The following is a 22535-nucleotide window of genomic DNA, read 5'->3' as shown; positions in this document are numbered from 1 at the left end:
TATTTTAAAAAATGTGGATAACTTCTGAATGTAAGTAATATCAATCAACTGGTTTTGAGCGTAAAAAAGATTTTGAGTAACGGACGAAGTCGTTGGCGACATGAGCGAAGCGAATTTTTTATATATAAGTAAATTATATTAATAACATCTAGACAAAAGTTTTATTAATAGTTTTAGTATTAAAAAATGATATTTTGAAATTATTTGTTCAAGCAATTTATCAAATGACTGATGTATTTATAGATATTACAATAATAAATTATTAAATTTAATAAGTATACATTATTTTTATTATAATAAATTGGTACAATATATGGCACATTTGTATATTCTATTAATAAGAAGATATGAACATATCCAAAAATGAATATGAATTGTGGAGGATATGATATGGAAAAAGTGAATAATAATTTTGATGAAAGACTAAAACAATACTCAGAAGAAATAAAGAGTATGGAGATAGTTTACCAAAATGGAAGAGTTAAATATATAAATAAGAAAAATATGATAAATTTGAAAAATAGGAATATACAAGATGAATCTAGATGTATAAAAAGTGAGAATCAGGAAAAAGATTTTTATACAAATGATGAAGAGTATTCGAGTTTTAAAAATATGTATAGTTTAATATTAAAGTTTATTTTTACATGTATTATATTTATAAGTATGCCTTTTGTGGCTAACAAAATTGCTAATGTAGGAGTTAATGAGTTTGTTTCAGGTATTGGAACTATTTTTATATCTTATTTTATAGTAAATATAATATGGGTATTTTTAGAATAAAGTATTATGTTATCTTATTTAAATAATAATACTTGTAATGAAAAAAATTATATTTATAAAAAAACTAATATAGAATATATAAACTGCTAATTCATATAATATTATTAGGCATATCTAAAACTCTTTTAGATATGCCTACCTAAAATACATTTATTTTAATTGTTCGGGTGTATGCATATAAAACTACAACTTTATAAAAATATAATGTACGGGTTAAAAGACTAACTACTTTCGAAGAAGTTAGTCTTTTTTATATGTAGATATATTTTATAGTTTATAAAAATTAAAAAGTTAAAATATACTATATACAAGTGGTATACTATATACTATAAAACAAAATGGCGATTAAGGAAGGAAAACTTATGAAAAAAACATTAGTATTAGCAGAGAAACCTTCAGTAGGTAGAGATATAGCTAGAGTATTAGAATGTAAAAATGATAAAAATGGATATATAGAAGGAAGTAAGTATATAGTAACATGGGCATTAGGGCACTTAGTTACATTGGCAGATCCAGAAAGTTATGATCAAAAGTATAAGGCATGGAATATAGATGAGTTACCAATACTACCAAAGCATCTAAAAACTGTAGTAATAAAAAAAACTAGTAAGCAATTTAATATAGTAAAATCTCAAATAAATAGAGATGATGTAGGAAAAATAGTAATAGCAACAGATGCAGGGCGTGAAGGTGAATTAGTTGCAAGATGGATATTACAAAAGTGTAATACAAATAAGCCATTAAAACGCCTTTGGATATCATCAAGTACAGATAAGGCTATAAAAGATGGATTTAAAAATTTAAAAGAAGCATCAAAATATGAAAATTTATATAACTCAGCAATAGCAAGAGCTGAAGCTGATTGGATTGTTGGAATAAATGCAACTCGTGCTCTTACAACAAAGTTTAATGCACAACTTTCTTGCGGAAGAGTACAAACTCCAACACTTGCAATGATACATAAAAGAGAAGAAGAAATAAGAAATTTTACACCAAGAGAATACTATACTTTAGAAGTGAAAACTAAAATATCAAATGAAATAGTAAAGTTTACTTGGCAAGATAAGAAAAATCTAACATCAACATTTAGTAAAGATAAGATAGATAATATATATAATAAAATAAAGAATAAAGATTTAGAAATTGTAGAAGTTAATAAAGTAGATAAGAAGAAATATTCACCTGGATTATATGACTTAACTGAGTTACAAAGAGATGCAAATAAAATATATGGATTTTCAGCAAAGGAAACATTATCAATAATGCAAAAACTATATGAGCATCATAAAGTACTTACATATCCAAGAACAGATTCAAGATATTTAACAAGTGATATAGTTGATACATTAAAGGATAGAATAAAAGCAGTGAATGTAAGTGAGTATTCAAAAGTTTGTAATAAATTACTTAAATCAAATATAAAAGTAAATAAATCATTTGTTGATGATTCAAAAGTAAGTGACCATCATGCAATAATACCTACAGAAGAAAGAGTATTTATAAGTAACTTAAGTGAGAAGGAAAGAAAGATCTTTGATCTTGTTGTTAAAAGATTTTTAAGTGTATTATGTCCACCTTTTGAATATACAGAAACAAAAGTCAAAGGTAATGTAGAAGGTGAAATATTTGTAGCTAAAGGTAATAAAATAAATAGCTTAGGATGGAAGGAAACTTACAAAGACTTAGATGATGAAGAAAATTATGAAAGTATGCCTAATATAAGTAAAAATTCTATATTAAAAATAGATGATATTAAAGTAAAGGTTGGTAAAACTAATCCTCCAACTTATTTAAATGAAGCTACTCTTTTAACAGCTATGGAAAAAAATAATTTAGGAACAGTTGCAACTAGGGCAGATATAATAGAAAAATTATTTAATTCATTTTTAATAGATCAAAAAGGGAAAGATATATTAATAACTTCTAAAGGAAAGCAACTATTAGACCTTGTGCCAACAGAGTTAAGAACTCCAGAGCTTACATCAAGTTGGGAAAAGAAATTACAAGATATATCTAAAGGAAAGTTAAATAAAAATATATTTATAAAAGAAATGAAAGATTATTCAAAAGATATAGTTAAAGAAATTAAAAATAGTGATAGTAAGTTTAAACATGATAATCTAACTAAAAATAGATGTCCTGAATGTGGTAAGTATATGCTTGAAGTTAAGGGAAAAAGAGGAAAGATGTTAGTTTGTGAAGATAGAGAATGTAACACTAGAAAAACAGTATCTCAAATAACTAACTCAAGATGTCCTGTTTGTCATAAAAAACTAGAGCTTCGTGGTGAAGGAGAAGCAAAAACATTTATATGTTCTTGTGGACATAGAGAAAAATTATCAGCATATAATAAGAGAAAACAAGAAGATAAAAATAAAGCATCTAAAAAAGACATAAATAAATACTTAAAAAGTCAAAATAAAGATGTAGAGAATTTTAATAATCCATTTGCACAAGCTTTAGCTAAGTTAAAAAAATAATATAAATTTTATAAAATCGACTTAAAATATTTATATATTTTACTTCTAAAAATTAATAACTTAAAATGGTAAAAATGGTATTATATATAGTTAGAACAAATATTAGGAGGCACCTGTGAAAAGATTAGCAACAATAATACTTACAAGTACAATTTTACTAACTGGATGCAGTAGTAATGATAAGATAGCAATGCTTGAAAATGCTGTTAAATCTAGTAAGGATTTAATAGCAAAAGAAGAGTTTGAACAAGCCAAGGGATTATTAGTATATGTATCACAAAATGGAGGAAGCAAAATAGATGGATATTCAAATCTTAATGGTCAGTTAGATAAATTGCTTTTAGCTACTGAGTATTATGAAAATGAAAAATATGAAGAGTCGATTAAATTATTAAAAGAATTGTTTAATAAAGAAGATACTGAAGGCGGTATTATAAAAGGTGTAGTGGCCTTGGGAGCAAAAATAAAAGAAAAAACAGAAAATGATACAATACAAGTTGATAATAAAGTTACATCAAATCTTATAACTTGGGATAATGTATATGCATCATCTCATTTAATTCAAAAGTCTATGAATTATAAAGTTGAAAATGTTATTGGTGATAATCCATCCACTGCTTGGATAGAAGGTGTAAGTGATGATGGAATAGGACAATTTATACAGTTTTCAAGTAATAATACATTTAGAGTTGATAAAATAGATATAATAAATGGATTTAGTAAAAATCAAAAAACATATATGAAAAATAATAGAGTTAAAAAAGTTATTATAGAGTTTTCAGATAAGAGCCAACAAGTATATGAGCTAGAAGATAATAATATGGAGTACCAAACTATAGATATTGGTGGAATAAATACAAATTCAGTTAAAGTCATTATCCAAGAAGTATATACTAATGGTAGAGTATATAAAGATACATGCATATCAGAAATATCTGTATATGGACAAGAATTATAGATATAAAAATAGCCTAAGGTAAATTTTATCTTAGGCTATTTTTATATCTGCAAGTAAACTAAGTTTAAATTAGATAATCTTTTAAATTATTGTAATTATAATTTTATACTAAGCATCCTTTGTTTTTTATACTGTTAATAAGACTTGGTTTATGATATAGTATATTTTATCGTTTGTCAAAAAATAAGTTATTTTGTAAAATGCTAATGAAGAGAGGAAATATATTATGGAGCCTATAAGAATTAATCCAGATGAATTTAAATTAGAAAATTTTATAAATTATTATAATGATAATGTTGAAGAATTATTATCAGAATACCCTAATTATGTATCAAGAATTTGTTTAATAGATAGAGATTATATGGATGTAGTTATTTTTGATGAAGACTATGAAGAATTAGAAGATGCGAGTGATTATAAAAAGCCTTTACTAAATGGAGAGTATGTACTTCATTTTGCTATAGGCAAGACATATGAGGGGGCAGAAAAAGTAGAGTTTATAGATGGAAAAAAATATATACTTAATCATTATTTAGATGATATATATGAGGATAATAGCACTATAAAAGATATAGGAGAATTGAGCTTAAATGTTGATAATATAATTGGATTATTATTTGACTTTGAAGAGGAAGATGAAGAAATTGTAATCTCTGTTGTAGACTTTGAACATAGTGGTGGATTATCTAATCCAAGGATAAGAGAAGTTGATGATAGTGGAGATATAGAAAATATATTAAAAGAATTAATAGAAAAATTTAGTGAATAATAAATAGGAGATAAGTTTGTGTGAAAATAAGCTTATCTCCTATTTTTATACAATATAAAATAGATATAAAATTTGTAATATAATTTTCATATGCTTATGTACGGTTATTTATAATATATATTATAAATTAACTAAAAATATCAAATAATAAGTAAAAAGATATAAAAGGAGATATAAATCATGTTCAATGTTGCACCTATTGAATGGGTAGGATATTCGGCATCTTTATTTATAGTAATATCACTTACAATGACATCTATAGTAAAGTTAAGAATAATAAACTCTATTGGATGTTTACTATTTGTTATATATGGTCTAAATGTGAAAGCTTACCCTGTTGTTATATCTAATGCACTAATTATAATGATAAATATATACAATTTATATATGCTATTAAAAAGTAAAAGGCAATAAATATTAAGCTCTGATATTTTATCAGGGCTTTTTAGTATTTAAATTTGCAAAAGATATTATTTACCATAATATGGAAAGTGATAAATATATATGTTATAATTTGACATGAGCATACAAGAATCGACTTTAGTAAGGGGATAGATATGAAGACAATGAATAAGAAATATATAATATATATGTTATTATTGATTATTTTGCTAATAACTACAAATATAGTTTATGTATCAGCATATAACAATATAAATTTCAAGAATATAACTAGTGAAGATGGCCTTTCACAAGGAACTGTTGAAACTATAATTCAAGATGACCAAGGATATATATGGTTAGGAACTAATGATGGACTATGTAGATACAATGGGTATGAATTTAAAATATACAAGCATGATGAAGAATTGGAAAATAGTATTACAAATAATTATATTGTAGATATAAATCAGGATAATTTAGGAAATATATGGGTAGGTACAGCTAATGGATTAAGCAAGATAGATACAAAAACTGATTTAATAACTAACTATAATATGAATGATGAAGAAAAAAGCTTATCACATTATAATATTGGAGACATATTGATAACTAAATCTGGAGATGTTTTAGTTGGAACATCAGATGGTTTAAATATATATAATGAAAAGAAAGATGAATTCTATAGAATTTTCAATAAAGATAGTGACTTAAGTAGTCAGTTTATACGCTCTTTAGCTGAAGATGAAAATCAAAATATTTGGGTTGCTACAAATAATGGAATAGATAAAATTGATATAAAAAATAACAAGAATATAATTAGCTTTAAAACAGGGCATGGTAAATTTGATATAAGTGAAAATGATATTTATGTAGTAAGATATGATCCAAAAGGATATATATGGGCCGGAGCATTAAAAGAAGGATTAAATAGAATAGATATAAATACTAATGAAGTCAAGCAATATAAAAATGATTATAGGGATGAAAAATCACTTCCAGGAAATTATGTAAAGGATATTTTAAGAGATAGTTCTGGAAACTTATGGGTAGGAACAGATAATGGGCTTGCTAAATATAATGAGCAAACAGAAAATTTCGCAACATATAAAAATAAAATATATGATAAAACTAGTTTAGTTAATGATGAAGTATTTAGTATACAAGAAGATGAAAGTGGATTAATTTGGGTTGGAACATATGCAGGAATAAGTATGTTTGACCCAAATACAAATATAGAACATTATAAGAAAGACCCATTTGATGAAAATAGTATCAGCGATAACTCTATACATGGGATTTATGAAGATAAAGATGGTCTATTATGGGTTGGTACTAATTCAAAAGGTGTTAATGTTATAAATAGAAAAAATTATAATGTAAAACATTTAAATAAAACATCAAAAGACTATCCTATAAGCGATGATAATATAAATGATATAGTTGGAATTGATAATAAAATATTTATAGCTACAAAAAATGGATTAAATGAAGTCGATAAAGATTTAAAAACTATAAATATATATAACACTGAAGATGGGATTTGTAATAATAACATAACAGCATTATTTGCAGATAGTAAAAAGAACGTATGGATAGGAACAGCAAATGGTATTAGTGTACTAAATACTAATACTAATGAAATTATAGATATAACTGATATATTAACAAATCATAATATTGAGGATCAATATATAAAAGTAATATATGAAGATAGGAAGGGAAATTATTGGGTAGGATGCTTTATAGATGGGGGATTAGTTAAAATAGATCCAAATAAAAGAACCATAGAAAATTATAGAAATAAAAAAGAAGATAAGACATCTATAAGTAGCAATAATATAAGATCTATTGTAGAAGATAAAAATGGAAATCTTTATATAGGAACTAGTTATGGGTTAAATAAATTAAATGAATCAAACAATACATTTGAACGATATTCAGAAAAAGATGGACTATCTAATAATACGGTTTATGGATTATTAGTAGATGATAATAATAATTTATGGGCTAGTACAAATTTGGGAATATCTAAATTAGATACTAACACAATGACATTTGAAACTTTTAATATTATTGATGGATTTCAAGGTAATGAGTTCAATGGAAGAGCATATTATAAAAATAACAGTGGTGAACTTTTCTTTGGAGGGATTAATGGATTAAATATATTTAGACCAAATGATATTAATAGGTCAAGATATGTACCTACGGTTATATTTGATGAATTTAAAGTTAATGGTAAGGTATATAAAGATATAAATAATCAAGAGTTTAAATATAATGAAAATACTATAAATATAAGTGTTTTTATATCAAATTATAAAAATACTAAAAATATACAGTATATGTATAAGTTAGAAGGTGTAAGTGATAGTTGGGATATATCTAGAAGTAATAATATAAATTATAGTGATTTAGCACCAGGAACTTATACGTTAAAAATAAAAGCAAGAAGTTATAGTGGAAAAGTAAGTGATGAAAGTGCTGTAAAGTTTATTATAAAGCCTCCAATTTGGAAAAGTAAAGCAGCAATATTAATATATTTAATAATTATAACAATAGTTATATATAGAACAATTAATAGTGTAAAAAGACTTGATAATCTTGTAAAAAATAAAACTTTACAATTAACTAAGGAGATGGAGAAGAATGATAAATTATTGAAAAAAGTAATTGAGCTAGAAAAAAGAAAAAATAATTACTTTGTAAATTTATCTCATGAGCTTAGAACCCCTCTAAATGTGATTTCTTCTACAGAGCAACTTGTAACTGAACTTAATAAATCTAAAGATGGAATAGGAAAGAGTAAATTAAATGGATGTATGCAAGTAGTTAGAAGAAATACAAATAGACTATTAAATCTAATAAATAATATAATAGATACAGCTAAAATAGAATCAGGATCATATCAATTAAATATAAGAGAACATGATATAGTATATATAGTTGAGGAAGCTACATTATCGTTAAAAGATTATATAGAAAGAAAGGGTATAGAGCTTATTATAGACCCTGAAATGGAAGAAAAGATAATTAAATGTGATGAGCATGAAATTGAAAGGTGTATAGTTAATTTAGTCAGTAATGCAGCTAAATTTACACCAGAGGGTGGAACCATTGAAGTAACTATAGAAGATTTAGATGAAAAAGTAAAGATAATAGTAAAGGATACAGGAATTGGTATAGATAAAAAATACCATGACTCAATATTTAATAGATTTAATCAAGTTATTGACCAAGGTGCAGAATCTGAAGGTGGTAGTGGATTAGGTCTGACCATAACTAAGCAAATTATAGATATGCATGGTGGACAAATATCCGTTGAAAGTGAACTAGGAAAAGGATGTAAATTTATTATAATATTAGAACAAAAATAGCTATCTTTATAGAGATAGCTATTTTTGTTCTATACTTATAGAGTAAGATGCGTTAAAAGTATCTTGTGATTTTAATTTATTAATAAATGCTTTATTCTTAAATATTTTATCAGAATTTATATTATCGCATAAACCGTACCAAGGTTCTATACATATAAAAGGTGCTATAGTATTTGTATCTTTATAGTATGGCGACCATATACCAACTAATGGAAAATCCTTAAATGATACATTTATAAAGTAATCCTCTTTTTTAGATTTTAAACTTATTTCATCTATATTTGTATATATGATAGCATCATTTTTAAATACATCATTAGATAAATCTAATCTATCTAATGTATCTACTTTAGTATATTTATCATTAAAAGGTCCTTTTAAAGAAATATTTTCTATATTGTTTCTAGAATTAAACTTTAAGTAATAATCTTCTACATTAGATTGAATATTAAATGCAGGATGAGCGCCTATAGAAAAATATATGTCATTAGAATCAGTATTTTTAACTTCCCAATAAATATTAACATTATTATTTATTAATTTATATGTAATAATAAGTTCAAACGAATAAGGATAATATTTTTTAGTATCTTCATTTGAAGTTAATTTATAAGATATAGAATTATCTGCAGTATCAACTAAATTAAAATTCATATCTCTAGCAAAACCATGTTGAGTCATATTATAAACTTTGTTATCTATAATTGTTTCGTTATCTTTAAGTCGTCCTACAATAGGAAATAGGATTGGAGAATGTCTACCCCAATACTTAGAATCGCCATTCCATAAAATTTCCTTATTTAGAGCCTTTGAGAATATTCTAGTTAATTCTGCACCAGATTTACTAGTTTCTATTATTAAAAAATCATTTTCTAATTTATTCATAGTAATCCCCCCCCTATGTAAGATTATACATATAGTTTGTATAATATAAAAGATAATTAATTTATATAATAGAAAAATTTAACAAACTTATTAATATATAAATTAATTATTTTAGACATATTGAGAGAATATAATAATAAAAATATGTAAATTCCAAATAATATTTTTAATTTAAATTAAACCTATTGAAAAAATAATAAATTATTGGTAGGATTAAATTTAGTTAATATAGAAAGAAGGTATTACTATGGAAGAAATATATAGATTAATAGAAGAAAAAATAAAAGCTTCAGGATACTTAGGATATGCAAGTGGTGAAGAGATATATGATGAGATATGTGATGAAATAGAAGAAAAAGAAAATGGAAGTTATATATTTATGTCTAAAAAGGAAGATGACGTATTTTTTGAATTTAAGATAGATGTTATGGATGAGAATTTTAATTTATCTTATATAGATATAAATACTCCTGAAAAAAAATATCATGTAGATTTTGACGCATAATAAAAAGTCATATTATAAGCTTTAAGTTTATAATATGACTTTTTAGTTTAATGTATATTTACTACTTATATTCTTTTATATTTGTTGTGCAACATTTATTATCAACTTGTTGACTACTTATTGTTCTATATTTAGAGAAATTAAGGCTTAAGGTATTAATTACTACTCGTGTAAATAAATAGTAATTTTGTTTTCGATATCATATATGGCTTTTTGATTACAATATTTACCTATATTTATAGCCTTTTCTTTGTTATTTTCAACGATTGATATATCTAAATAAAATTTATTATCCTTAAACCATCCACCTAAATACAATATATATATTTCATTAAATATTATTATAGTATTATTTTTTTCAACATAGTCTATAACTGACTTTAAATTCATATTAATCTTTATTATAGGGGGAATACTAACTATAAAACCAAAGCTAGGGATAATTAAATTATTATTCTTAGTAAATCTAATAGTAAAGTCTTTTTTATTATCTAAAAAGTAACTTATATACTTTAAATGATTAAAATTCACTATAAAATACCTCCGAATTTAATAATATATTTATATTTATCTTAAAGTTAGTAAATTATAAGATATTGATATAAAAAATATAATAAAGTAAAGGTATATTGATATTAAATATATCTTTGTAATATAGATGAATGAAATCTTGTTTAAAATATTATAATTATAAGAATATATATAATAAAAAGGAGAATGAATATGAATATACTAATTACTAATGACGATGGAATAAGAGCTGATGGAATTATAGAACTTGCAAAAGAACTCGCAAAAACTCATAATATATATGTAGTTGCACCAGATACTCAAAGAAGTGCAACAGGACATGCAATAACGATACATAATCCTATAATGGTAAATAAAGAATACATAGATGATAATATATCTGCATATTCAATATCAGGAACACCAGCAGATTGTGTAAAAATAGGAGTTGAGGCTTTATTCAAAGAGGTAAATATAGATATGGTTTTAAGTGGTATAAACAATGGACCAAATTTAGGAACTGATGTAATATACTCTGGAACTGTATCTGCTGCAATAGAAGGCTTTGTCCAAAATAAACCATCAATAGCATTTTCATTAAATGAGTTTAATGTATCAAAAGAAGTTTATAGCCAAGTTTCTAAACATGCATCAAAAATAGTAAATGATATTAAAGATAAGTTAAATATATTAAATGATTGCATATTAAATGTAAATATACCAAATGGAGAGGTTAAGGGAACTAAAATAACAAGACTTGGAGAAAGAAAATATGAAAATGTATTAGAAGAAAGAGTCAGCCCTCATGGGAAAAGATATTTTTGGATAGGTGGAAAAGTAAAAGAACTTGAACAAGAAAATGACAGTGATATAATTGCAATTGAAGAAGGGTACATAACAATAACTCCAGTAAATATAGATATGACAAACAATAAAAAAATAGAAATATTAAAAAATGAATTACTATAGAGTTATAAAAAGTTTAGGGTTATTCCTAAACTTTTTAATTATTATAAAAGATGAAAGCATATACTTATAAAAATACTATTTAAAACTAGGGGTGATAATATGAATAATACTCTTATAATATATGACAATGCTAATACAAAAATAAATAATGTCTTAAATAAAATAAGTGAAGTAATAGTAGATTCAAAATTACATCAAGTAAGTGATGAACTTAAAAATATTGATAATTATTCAAATATAGCAGTAACTATTGCTATGGAAGATGAAAATAACTTTAAATTATATAAAAGTTTAAGAAATTACAATATAGATTTTACAAATAAGAAATTAATAATAATATGTATTGGAAGTACTAAACAAAATGTAATTAAGCATATAACTGAAGTACAAGAAATAACTAAAAAGTCAGATTTATATTATTACTTTATAAATATAAATGATAAAAAGTCAGAAAATGTAATTAATGCAGCCATTAATATAAAAAGATACATAGAAGAGCCTAAAAAAAGCATAAAAAGAGTTATTAAAGAATTAGATAAATAGTTATAGACGAGAATAACGCATAATAATTAGAAAATGATAAAAATGAACTTATAATAGTAACTTCAATAGAGTACACATATCAAGAGTCTATATTAAAATTTATATAATTTAAAGTTATGGATATTTAAAATGTTAAATATTCACATATAAATTTTAATATAATTAAAATAAGTCATAGTAAATATGAAATATTAAATTAGGAGGATAGATATGTTAATATTAACTACTGAAAGTGTACCAGGCAAAAAGATTAAAGAAGTAGTAGGATTAGTAAAGGGGAGCACTATAAGAGCAAAGCATATAGGAAAAGATATAGGAGCAGGGTTTAAGCAACTAGTTGGTGGGGAATTAACTGGATATGATGAAATGCTTACAGAAGCTAGAAAGATAGCTATAGGTAGAATGGTTGATGATGCAAAGAGTCAAGGAGCTAATGCTATTATAGGATTTAGATTAACTTCGGCTGCAGTTATGCAAGGTGCTGCTGAAATGTTAGCTTATGGTACAGGAGTTATATTAGAAGATGAGTAATAATGGATTTTTTATTATAAGTGCTATATTAGGTCTAGGTATTCCTGCTATAGTTGTAGTTTCTAGTGTAATATTACTTATAGTGAAAATTATAGAAAGAATGAAAGAAAAGAAAAATGAAGATTTCGATAAGTATGATAAATATTGAAATAAAAAATAGTATAAGAGATTTAAATTTCTTATACTATTTTTACGTATTAAGGAAACTATGATATAAAATTTTTTATACGTATAATTATGTTTTAAATTTTTATAATATGGAAATCATAATTGTATTAAATTTAATTGATATTAAAGGAGATTAATAAGTATGAATTATGATGTTGTAATTATAGGTGCAGGTCCATCCGGAATTGCAGCAGGACACAATATTATAAATAACAAATTATCTTGTTGTATAATTGATAAGCAAGTGTTTCCAAGAAATAAACTTTGTGCAGGTGGAGTAACCCAAAAGACCTTTGAATTATTAAAAAGCTTAAATTTAGGTCAAGAGTTTAAGGGTGAAAATACTATAGTTAGTAAGAGTGTAAGTATATATTTAAAAGATAAGTACATAACAGATATAGAATGTAAAGGTAATACATATTTGGTAGATAGATTTGAATTTGATGAGTATTTAGTAAGGGCTTACGAAAAGAAGGGTGGAAAGTTATTAGAAAATACTAAAATAAAAAATATTGATACAGAAAATAATATTATAACTTTATACGATAATCAAAATATAAAATTTAAATATATAATAGGAGCAGATGGGGCAGTAGGTATTACGCGTTCTTTAGTTGATAAAGATATAAAGCCTAATGGGTTTTGTTTGCAAGTAGATGTAGATAAAATAAATACAAACTATAATAGTGATAAAATGTCCATGTACTATGGTGTACTTCCTTATGGTTACGGTTGGATATTTCCTAAAAAGAACCATCTAAGTGTTGGATTCATAGGTGAGTATGATAAAAAGATAGACTATAAATGTGAATTTGAAAAATTTTTAAGTAGTGTAGGTATTAATTGTGATAGAAGTGAGTTTAAAGGTGCATTTATACCATTTGGACAATATCTAAATAAACCTATAAATCAAGACAAAAATTTACTGCTAGTAGGTGATGCTGCTGGATTTGTAGACCCAATAACAGGAGAAGGAATATACTTTGCCGTTTTATCTGGTCTAAAAGCTTCAGAAACAATTGTTAAAGCTATAAAAAATGAAGATATAAATATTATAGATGAATATACTTATGAAGTTTATAATATTACTAATAGTATAAAAAAAGGAAGTAAACTAAAAAAAGTAATATATAACTACAAAAATCCAATATTTAATTCTATGAAAAATAAAAAAATAGGAAGCTTTATGTTCAATGATTGTGTATACAATTCTAATTATGACATACTAAAAACTTTAAACAATAAAAGACTGTAGATAATTAACTATCTACAGTTTTTTATTAACAGTTACAAACATAGGTAAAGCCATCACTTCCAATGATATATATAATACATTTGTTTTTATTTTCTAAAGCTAGATAATGATTATTATATGGAACTAAATATTCAAAAGTTAAACCATTATCATAGGTTATAAGAATTGTTTTTACAAAATCAGAGCTTAAATCTAGATAAGTATCATTAACTAAAACTGAATATAAATTTTCTTTATTATTTTTTAATTCTAAACTAGCCTCTATTCGATTATTATTTATTTCAACTTCTTTATCGTGTATTATATACATAATATTGCTTCCTCTATGCCAAGCACTTTCAAATTCGCTAAGCTTATATCTTCTAGTTACTGATTCGTTGCTTTTACCAGCAGGATCATTTACAACTACATAATCAATACCATCTTTTTTCTCAAATCCGCGAACAACTAAAATATGACCAGCTGTGGTTATTGGAGCATTTTCTATGTAAGGATACTCTAAATTATTTATATCATTAGTATATTTCACACTTACAGCTACTGGATATTCGCTATATATTTCTCTTTTTAAGCTTTTTAAATTACCGTACTCAACAAAAGATTCATATCCAAGACTAGATGCAAATGCAACATTAAATAACCAGTTACCAAAAGCCTCATAGTCATAATCAAAACAAGACCATGCAGTTTCTTCAACTATTAAGTTTTCATTTCTTCTATTAAGCAACATAGTTATACTTGTTGGACTACAAATAACACTTCCTATATTTTTATCTCTTATATATTGAGAATATGAAGGAACATCTATTATTTTATCTGAAGGAATTTCTATACTCTTTAGACGAGGGGTGTTATCTTTGTATGAAATTACAAATTGCCTTATTGATGGTGTTACATTAGTATTTTCGGTATGCAATAGTGCACGTATTTGTATTTTAGAGGCAGTATCTGTATAGTTACCTTTAATTATAAATTCGTCAGTACTAATTTTAGCAAGATGTGAGTCAGGACTTTTAGAGCTTCTTTTTATATGAGTCCCCCATTTACCAAAAGAAAGCCAATCTGACCATTCATATGTAGAATTTTTATTATCATCATAATAAGAAATAAATGCTCGTGCTTGAACTTCAATCCATGTACCTTTAGGTGTTTCACAATTCCATGAAACTAAAAGTCTTTTAAATGTTTTTAGGTTTATTACTTGAGAAGTATATATACCATATTCTATGTATTTATTATTGTTACTTGATAAAACTATAGCACCTGTACCTATATTTTTATCTATTGATAAATTTTCTAAATTACCTAATAAAAAATCTTCATATGTATTTATAAAAAACAGATTTTCATTCATAGAAAAACCTCCTTTACAATAAAAAATGATAATCTATAAAAACTATGCTTAGTTAAATTTAAAATAGATGAACTATATAAGTTTAGTTGTTAATAAATAACTGAATTTTTATATTTGTATAAATTTCTATAAATTATAGGAAAGTCCTTGAATTTTATAATACTTATACAAAATTATATTTTACAAATAGGAATTTAAGTAGTTATTATAGAAAGTTTTAAAGTAGTTATTTATACAGGAGTAAATATAATGAATGGATAAAATTTCTATTAGAATATTTTTATTCATAAAAAGTTAATTAGTATAATAAATTATAACGAATATGTGTAAATTTACAAAAATGTTATGAAAAATAGATAATATTTTTTTATTCTACATGGTTAAAAAAATAATTATATAGAGTTATGAATTTTAATTTACAGATTGGGGTATTAAATTAAATATTAGTGAAATAGAGGTGATGATATGGATACTATAAGTATTATAAATAAATTATATAATGAAAATAATGCATCAAGAGAAGAGTTATTATATTTATTAGATAATATAGATTCTAAATCTAAAGAGCTACTTATAGAAAAAGCTCATAAAACTAGGCTAAAATATTTTAAAAATAAAGTATATATAAGAGGGCTAGTAGAATTGACAAGTTTTTGTAAAAAAGATTGTCTATATTGTGGATTAAGAAGAACAAATAAAAATGCACAAAGGTATAGGTTAAGCAAGGAAGAAGTATTAGAGTGTGTAAGAGCAGGAGATAAATTAGGATATAAGACAATTGTTTTACAAGGTGGAGAAGATGCATACTTTAATGATGAAGTAATGGTAGATATTATTAAATCTATAAAAAAAGAGTTTCCAAATAATGCAATAACATTATCTCTTGGAGAGAGAAGTTATGAATCTTATAAAAAAATGTATGATGCAGGTGCTGATAGATATCTTTTAAGACATGAAAGTGCATCTAAAAAGTTATACGAAGATATACATCCTGGTGAACCTTTTGAGATTAGAAGAAAGTGCTTAAAGAACTTAAAGGATATAGGATATCAAGCGGGTGCTGGGTTTATGGTTGGAATACCTAATCAAACTAATGAAGACTTAGTTAATGATTTATTATTTGTAAAAGAATTTGAACCAGCTATGTGTGGAATAGGACCATTTATACCACATAAAGATACACCTCTTAAAGATTATGAACATGGAAGTTTAGAAAAGACTATTATATGTTTAGCTATAGTTAGATTATTACTTCCAAAGGTTTTACTTCCTGCCACAACAGCTTTATCAAGTATATCTGAAAATGGAAGAGAAGAGGGATTAAAGGCTGGAGGAAATGTTATAATGCCTAATCTATCACCAATGAGTGTTAGAAAAAAGTATTCTCTATATGATAACAAAGCATATATATTAGATGAAGATGCTCAGTATAAAAAGATGATAGAAGAAAAGTTAAAAAAAGTAGGCTTTGAGATAGAGATAACAAGAGGAGATAATCCAGACTTTGTAGAAAAATTATAAAAGGGGGAAATAGCAATGTTTATAAATCATGAATATATATACAAAATTCTTGAAGAAACTAAAAATCCAAGTAACGAACAAATAAAAGAAGTATTAAATAGAGCTAAAAATAGAGAAGGATTAGATTATAAAGATATAGCAATACTTCTTCAAGCAGAAGATGAAAAGGATCTAAAAGAAATCTATTCTTTAGCAGGTGAAATAAAAAAAGATATATATGGAAAGAGAGTTGTTGTATTTGCACCTCTTTATGTAAGTGATTATTGTGTAAATAATTGTGTTTATTGTGGCTACAAAAGAGATAACAAATTTAATAGAAGAAGACTTACAATGGATGAAGTAGCTCAAGAGGTAAAAATATTAGAACAAATGGGTCATAAGAGATTAGCACTTGAACTTGGAGAAGATCCAGTTAATGCACCTATAGATTATGTACTAGAATGTTTAGATACAATATATAAAACACAAAATAATAACGGTGAAATAAGAAGAGTAAATGTAAATATTGCAGCTACAACAGTAGAAAATTATAAGTTACTTAAAGAAAAAGGTATAGGAACTTATATATTATTCCAAGAAACATATCATAAACCAACATATGATAAAATGCATCCAAAGTCATTAAAGGGAGATTATAATTATCATTTAACTGCTTTTGATAGAGCTATGGAAGCTGGTATTGATGATGTTGGAGCAGGAGTTTTATTTGGATTAGCAGATCCTAGATTTGAAGTATTAGGCCTTATGATGCATAATGCTCATTTAGAAGAAAAGTTTGGAGTAGGATTTCATACAATATCAGTTCCAAGACTTCAACCTGCAAATGGTGTGAGTTTAGAAAACTACCCACATTTATTAGATGATAAAATGTTTAAAAAGATTGTTGCTATACTTAGAATAGCAGTTCCTTTTACTGGTCTTATACTTTCAACAAGAGAAACACCAGAGATGAGAAAAGAGTTATTAAAATATGGTGTATCTCAAATATCTGCTGGTTCTTCAACAGGCGTTGGTGGATATAAAGAAAGAGAAGAAGGTAAAGAAGTTAAACAATTTAAAACAAATGATGAAAGAAGTCCAATAGAAATATTAAAAGAATTATTAAGTGATGGATATATACCAAGTTATTGTACAGCTTGTTATAGAAAAGGAAGAACAGGAGATAGATTTATGAGCCTAGCAAAATCAGGTAACATAAAATATGTCTGTGAACCAAATGCTTTAATGACTTTACTTGAGTTTACTCTAGATTACGGTGATGAAGAACTATATAAAAAGTCTTTAGAAATAATAGATAAAGAAGTTGAAAATATAGAAAGAGAAGATATAAAGTCATTAACAAAAGAAAGTATGGAAAAAATGAAAAAAGGGCAAAGAGATTTTTATCTTTAGGAGGCAAAAATGAACACAACTCCAAATGCAAATAGAAAACATATTGGAATATATGGAAACACTAATAGTGGAAAATCTTCATTAATGAATAAAATACTAGGACAGGATATATCATTAGTATCAAATGTTGAAGGAACAACAACAGACCCAGTTCAAAAAGCAATGGAGCTTATTCCATTTGGGCCAGTACTTTTAATAGATACAGCAGGACTTGAAGATAAAAGCCAATTAGGTGAAATAAGGGTTAAAAAAAGCTTTGAGTATTTAAAAAGATTAGACTTTGCTATATATGTAGTAGATGGAAAAAATTTAGATGTAGATACTTATAAAAAGTGGAAAAGAGAAGCTAATAAATACAACATAAAGCACATGGTTGTTGTAAATAAATTAGATAGATTAAGTGATGATGAAAGAAGTAATATAAATAACATTTTTGATAAGCCACTTTTTATATCAGCTAAAAATAATGAAAATATAGATAAATTAAAAGATGAACTTATAAAGTCTTTAGAACAAGATGAAGAAGACAAACCTATAGTAGGAGATTTACTTCCTTATGGATCAAATGTAGTTTTAGTTGTACCAATAGATTCTGAAGCTCCAAAGGGAAGAATTATACTTCCGCAAGTGCAGGTAATAAGAGATTGTTTAGACCATGGTATAAAAACTTATGTTGTAAGAGATACAGAACTTGAAGAAGCATTAAAAGAAATTAAAAATATAGATTTAGTTATAACTGATTCACAAGCTTTTAAAGAAGTAGATAAGATAGTTCCTAAAGAAATAAATTTAACTAGCTTTTCTATATTATTTGCAAGACAAAAAGGAGAGCTTAGCCACTTTTTAGAAGGAGCAAATAAATTAAAGAATTTAAAGCCTGGTAATAAAATATTAATATGTGAAAGCTGTACTCATAATGTATCTCATGAAGATATAGGTAGAGTAAAGATACCTAGGATGTTAACTAAAATTGCTGGTGGAGAGTTAAATTTAGAGTATAAAGTAGGTTATGACTTCGATGAAGATGTAGAAAAGTATGATATGGTAATACATTGTGGTGCATGTATGGTAAATAGAAAAAGTGTAATAAATAAAATTAATCTATGTAAAGAAAAGAATGTTCCTATAACTAATTATGGTTTAGTTATAGCATATTTTACAGGTATCTTAGATAGAAGTGTAGAAATATTTAAGTAATAAATTAAATAACAAAAGAGTATCTTAAATATTTAAGATACTCTTTTTACTTACTAGAAATTCACAGTTTTTGAGCAACGGATATATCTGAAGTGAGAACGAGTATATATCGTTGGCGAAATGAAATAGTTCGCCAACACATTGCTCAATCGAAGTGAATTTTAGCAAGCAGTTTCATACTCATCTTGTACAGATTCATCACTTGATGATTTAGTTGCTATATAAGCTGATACCATCATTAAACATACTCCAAATAACTTAATAAAAGAAAAATCTTCTGAAAGTATAGTCCAACCTAATACAGATGATATTACAAGTTCTACACTAGCTAAAACACCAACTAATGATAAATCAATACCTGTGTCTATTCCTTTTAAATAGAATATATAAGCAAGTGCTGCAGTAACAACACCTAAGCTAAGTGCAAATATTAAAGCCTTAGAATTTGCTAAGCAGTTTATCATATCAACTGGTTTAGCTATAGGCAGTATAAGTATAGCTCCAAATAATATATCTGTAATATTTATTATTAGGAAAAATGTAAAAAATATTTAAGCAATAATAGGTATAAATTCCAACTCAAATATTAAAATTAAAAAAATAAACAATAATATATAAAGTATAAAATAATATGAATTTTATTATTACCTGAATTGTATAATTAAATCAGACAAATATATAAACAAAAAAAGACACTTATGATATACTTAGTTAACCTACTAAAATCAACAAAAGGAGTACCAAAAATGTCTTTTAATCATATTAACATAAATCAGCTAACAAATCTAGAAGCAAATTACTATTTAGGCGTGAAAGCAAGAGCTTGCGCTCAAAGAATGAAAATTGGAAAAGATAAAGTTTACAGATATTACAAGCTATTTATGCAAGGACTTACTGTTCAAGAAATATATAATCAATACCTAATAAATAAATCTAGATGTGGAAGAAAGCCCATTGTATTAAGCAAAGAAAAATTAGATGATATCAATAATAAGCTAGAAAATGATTGGTCTTTAGATGCTATCGCAGGAAGAGATAAAATAGATGGAAAAGATGAAAAAATATCAACAAAAACATTATACAAATTAGCAAAACAAGGTGTAATAGATATAAATAAGTTGAGACGTAAGGGTAAAAATAACCCGAAGGGTCATAACGAAACAAGAGGTAAAATTAATACATGTAAAACAATTCATGAAAGAGATGAAAAGTATCCTAATGCTAAAACTAGTATAGAATATGGCCATTTTGAGGGAGATACTATTGTAGGAAAAGCTAGAAAATCAGCTATAGTTACTTTAGTAGAAAAGTATTCAAAATATATTGTATTACTTAAAGCAAGTAGAAAGAGTGAGGATGTTAAAGAAGCAATTTGCAAATGGCTATCATCTTTACATAAGTCGTGTATATCTACTATTACATTTGATAGAGGTAAAGAGTTTTCAAAATGGTCAGACATAGAAAAAGATAGTTCAGTTAATATTGAAATCTACTTTGGAGACCCTGGATCACCAGGTCAAAGAGGGCTAAATGAGAATTCAAATGGAATAGTTAGAAAAGATTTACCTAAGTCTACAGATTTATCTGCATATTCTCAAGAAGAATTAAATATGATTGCGTATAAATGGAATTCTATACCTAGAAAATCACTAGACTATAAAACACCAAATGAGGTTATAAAAGAAGCAACTGGATTTGAAAGCTTACTTACATTTGCTTAGTGATTCATAAGTAATTTGTCTGATTTAAATTGACAATTCAGGTTAATTAAAAAATAAACAAAAATATGTTGAAAAAGAAAAAAATATATGATATAGTATTATTTGTAAAAAAGATTACGGAGAGGTGTCCGAGTGGTTTAAGGAGCTGGTCTTGAAAACCAGTGATGCTTAACGGCACCGTGGGTTCGAATCCCACCCTCTCCGCCATAAGCCCAGATAGCTCAGTCGGTAGAGCAGGGGACTGAAAATCCCCGTGTCGGTGGTTCGATTCCGCCTCTGGGCACCAGTTAAGGCACTTACTTATGTAAGTGCTTTTTATATTTAATAAAATTTATTTTAAAAGATATAGATATTTAAAATTTATATAAGTAATTTTTAATGATTATGTCCATGAGGGTGACCATGCCCATTGTCATGATTATTTTTATCATTTCTTTTAATAGGGTGTAGTTTTATTTCTAGTTCATTAGATATTGCTAAATTATATATATAAGCATTGTTTACTTCATTTATAAATTCTTGTTTTAAACTGTCATCTAAGTTTATAGAACCTAACTTAGAAGCATAATTCATAGTATAGGCTTTTATATCTCCTAAATCTTTAAAATCATAGTAGTTTAAACCTTCATTATCTATTTTATATTCATTGCTAAGTAACTCATAAAAAAGTCTACCACCGAATAAGTCAGCTAGGAATCTAGTATAAGCATAGGCTACAACTAATTCAGGTTTAGAGCTAGATATTTCCTTTATTCTAGCTATAGAAGAAACTGTTGAAGATAGTAAATTTAAAGAATTAATATTTTCACCTAATAAATATTTAATATCCTTTTCAATTAAACTAGATCTATATAATTCTTTTGTAACGAAGTCTTTTACAATTTGATTGTTACTGTTTTTATCAAGGCCATCTTCAATAGCTTTATACATTGCTGCTAGATTGTATATATATTCTGCATATCCTTCTTTAGTAGCTTTTTTATCAAGTATTCTTTTTATATACCCTGTATGTTCAGATGCACTATGTAAAGCAGAGCTAGCTTTTCTTATATTTGTCATAAATTCCATACTAATCACCTCATAAATAAAGTTAGATACAATTATGTTTTACACATAAATAAAAATTAATACTATATAAATTTTAAACATATTACTTATATTAAAATTAATTTAAAGTTTATCAATGAATGGGAAATAATTTACATAAAATAAATATGCATAGATATATAATAC

The 22535-nt window shown here is 25.5% G+C and carries 21 protein-coding genes and 2 tRNA genes; 18 read left to right on the top strand and 5 right to left on the bottom strand.

Annotated elements, in window-relative coordinates; all coding sequences use genetic code 11:
- Window positions 1-390: 390 nt before the first annotated feature.
- The 6 genes from BN7997_RS11575 (at window position 391) to BN7997_RS11550 (ending at window position 8751) form a co-directional block, all read left to right on the top strand.
- Complete coding sequence (locus BN7997_RS11575) at window positions 391-783, top strand: hypothetical protein (protein WP_071120928.1); 393 nt, start codon at window positions 391-393, stop codon at window positions 781-783.
- Window positions 784-1145: 362 nt separating this feature from the next.
- Complete coding sequence (locus BN7997_RS11570) at window positions 1146-3263, top strand: DNA topoisomerase III (protein WP_071120927.1); 2118 nt, start codon at window positions 1146-1148, stop codon at window positions 3261-3263.
- A gap of 115 nt (window positions 3264-3378) precedes the next feature.
- A complete protein-coding gene (locus BN7997_RS11565; protein WP_071120926.1) occupies window positions 3379-4221 on the top strand; it encodes an NADase-type glycan-binding domain-containing protein in 843 nt (280 codons plus the stop codon).
- 226 nt (window positions 4222-4447) lie between these two features.
- The gene (locus BN7997_RS11560) at window positions 4448-4990 is read left to right on the top strand and encodes a hypothetical protein (protein WP_071120925.1); all 543 of its coding nucleotides are present in this window, start codon (window positions 4448-4450) and stop codon (window positions 4988-4990) included.
- A gap of 180 nt (window positions 4991-5170) precedes the next feature.
- Window positions 5171-5404 (top strand): YgjV family protein, encoded by a 234-nt coding sequence (locus BN7997_RS11555; RefSeq protein WP_071120924.1) that lies wholly within the window; start codon window positions 5171-5173, stop codon window positions 5402-5404.
- A 143-nt stretch (window positions 5405-5547) separates the two neighbouring features.
- The gene (locus BN7997_RS11550) at window positions 5548-8751 is read left to right on the top strand and encodes a ligand-binding sensor domain-containing protein (RefSeq protein WP_071120923.1); all 3204 of its coding nucleotides are present in this window, start codon (window positions 5548-5550) and stop codon (window positions 8749-8751) included.
- Window positions 8752-8769: 18 nt separating this feature from the next.
- On the opposite strand, the gene BN7997_RS11545 is transcribed toward BN7997_RS11550, so the two are convergent.
- Window positions 8770-9636 (bottom strand): aldose 1-epimerase family protein, encoded by an 867-nt coding sequence (locus BN7997_RS11545; protein ID WP_071120922.1) that lies wholly within the window; start codon window positions 9634-9636, stop codon window positions 8770-8772.
- A gap of 247 nt (window positions 9637-9883) precedes the next feature.
- On the opposite strand from BN7997_RS11545, the gene BN7997_RS11540 reads away from it, so the two are divergent.
- Window positions 9884-10141, top strand: coding sequence for a hypothetical protein (locus BN7997_RS11540; protein WP_071120921.1), 258 nt, complete (start codon window positions 9884-9886; stop codon window positions 10139-10141).
- Between the two features lie 162 nt (window positions 10142-10303).
- On the opposite strand, the gene BN7997_RS15905 is transcribed toward BN7997_RS11540, so the two are convergent.
- Entirely contained in the window at window positions 10304-10531 is a 228-nt protein-coding gene (locus BN7997_RS15905; protein ID WP_207645588.1) for a hypothetical protein, read from the bottom strand.
- Window positions 10532-10864: 333 nt separating this feature from the next.
- Between BN7997_RS15905 and surE the strand changes: the two genes are divergently transcribed.
- From surE to BN7997_RS11515, 5 genes are all read left to right on the top strand, one after another.
- Entirely contained in the window at window positions 10865-11620 is a 756-nt protein-coding gene (gene surE / locus BN7997_RS11530; RefSeq protein WP_071120919.1) for a 5'/3'-nucleotidase SurE, read from the top strand.
- Window positions 11621-11719: 99 nt separating this feature from the next.
- Window positions 11720-12163, top strand: a complete 444-nt coding sequence (locus tag BN7997_RS11525) for a hypothetical protein (RefSeq protein ID WP_071120918.1) — start codon at window positions 11720-11722, stop codon at window positions 12161-12163.
- 210 nt (window positions 12164-12373) lie between these two features.
- The gene (locus tag BN7997_RS11520) at window positions 12374-12694 is read left to right on the top strand and encodes a heavy metal-binding domain-containing protein (RefSeq protein WP_071120917.1); all 321 of its coding nucleotides are present in this window, start codon (window positions 12374-12376) and stop codon (window positions 12692-12694) included.
- Complete coding sequence (locus BN7997_RS15630) at window positions 12687-12842, top strand: hypothetical protein (protein WP_154665252.1); 156 nt, start codon at window positions 12687-12689, stop codon at window positions 12840-12842. Before BN7997_RS11520 ends, BN7997_RS15630 begins: the two co-directional genes overlap by 8 nt.
- Window positions 12843-13004: 162 nt before the next feature.
- The gene (locus tag BN7997_RS11515; protein ID WP_071120916.1) at window positions 13005-14117 is read left to right on the top strand and encodes a geranylgeranyl reductase family protein; all 1113 of its coding nucleotides are present in this window, start codon (window positions 13005-13007) and stop codon (window positions 14115-14117) included.
- Between the two features lie 25 nt (window positions 14118-14142).
- Here the strand turns inward: BN7997_RS11515 and BN7997_RS11510 are convergent, their stop codons facing one another.
- Window positions 14143-15471: a C39 family peptidase gene (locus tag BN7997_RS11510; RefSeq protein ID WP_071120915.1), complete on the bottom strand. Its 1329-nt coding sequence runs from the start codon at window positions 15469-15471 to the stop codon at window positions 14143-14145.
- Window positions 15472-15936: 465 nt separating this feature from the next.
- On the opposite strand from BN7997_RS11510, the gene hydE reads away from it, so the two are divergent.
- The 3 genes from hydE to hydF are packed head-to-tail and all read left to right on the top strand — an operon-like array spanning window position 15937 to window position 19581.
- On the top strand, window positions 15937-16992 hold the full coding sequence (gene hydE, locus BN7997_RS11505; RefSeq protein WP_071120914.1) for a [FeFe] hydrogenase H-cluster radical SAM maturase HydE: 1056 nt from the start codon (window positions 15937-15939) through the stop codon (window positions 16990-16992).
- Window positions 16993-17007: 15 nt separating this feature from the next.
- The gene (hydG, locus tag BN7997_RS11500) at window positions 17008-18384 is read left to right on the top strand and encodes a [FeFe] hydrogenase H-cluster radical SAM maturase HydG (protein WP_071120913.1); all 1377 of its coding nucleotides are present in this window, start codon (window positions 17008-17010) and stop codon (window positions 18382-18384) included.
- Between the two features lie 9 nt (window positions 18385-18393).
- On the top strand, window positions 18394-19581 hold the full coding sequence (gene hydF / locus BN7997_RS11495; RefSeq protein WP_071120912.1) for a [FeFe] hydrogenase H-cluster maturation GTPase HydF: 1188 nt from the start codon (window positions 18394-18396) through the stop codon (window positions 19579-19581).
- A gap of 161 nt (window positions 19582-19742) precedes the next feature.
- On the opposite strand, the gene BN7997_RS11490 is transcribed toward hydF, so the two are convergent.
- Window positions 19743-20102: an EamA family transporter gene (locus BN7997_RS11490; RefSeq protein ID WP_278335272.1), complete on the bottom strand. Its 360-nt coding sequence runs from the start codon at window positions 20100-20102 to the stop codon at window positions 19743-19745.
- 225 nt (window positions 20103-20327) lie between these two features.
- On the opposite strand from BN7997_RS11490, the gene BN7997_RS11485 reads away from it, so the two are divergent.
- The 3 genes from BN7997_RS11485 to BN7997_RS11475 all read left to right on the top strand — a co-directional run bounded on the left by BN7997_RS11485 (window position 20328) and on the right by BN7997_RS11475 (window position 21588).
- The gene (locus BN7997_RS11485) at window positions 20328-21302 is read left to right on the top strand and encodes an IS30 family transposase (protein ID WP_071119190.1); all 975 of its coding nucleotides are present in this window, start codon (window positions 20328-20330) and stop codon (window positions 21300-21302) included.
- Between the two features lie 118 nt (window positions 21303-21420).
- Window positions 21421-21509: transfer RNA gene (locus BN7997_RS11480), tRNA-Ser, on the top strand.
- A gap of 3 nt (window positions 21510-21512) precedes the next feature.
- Window positions 21513-21588 (top strand) — tRNA-Phe (locus BN7997_RS11475).
- An 89-nt stretch (window positions 21589-21677) separates the two neighbouring features.
- Here the strand turns inward: BN7997_RS11475 and BN7997_RS11470 are convergent.
- Window positions 21678-22370: a biliverdin-producing heme oxygenase gene (locus BN7997_RS11470; RefSeq protein ID WP_071120910.1), complete on the bottom strand. Its 693-nt coding sequence runs from the start codon at window positions 22368-22370 to the stop codon at window positions 21678-21680.
- Window positions 22371-22535: the final 165 nt, after the last annotated feature.

Source organism: Romboutsia timonensis, from assembly GCF_900106845.1.
Lineage (GTDB): Bacteria > Bacillota > Clostridia > Peptostreptococcales > Peptostreptococcaceae > Romboutsia > Romboutsia timonensis.
This window is presented reverse-complemented; position numbering and strand designations above follow the sequence as displayed.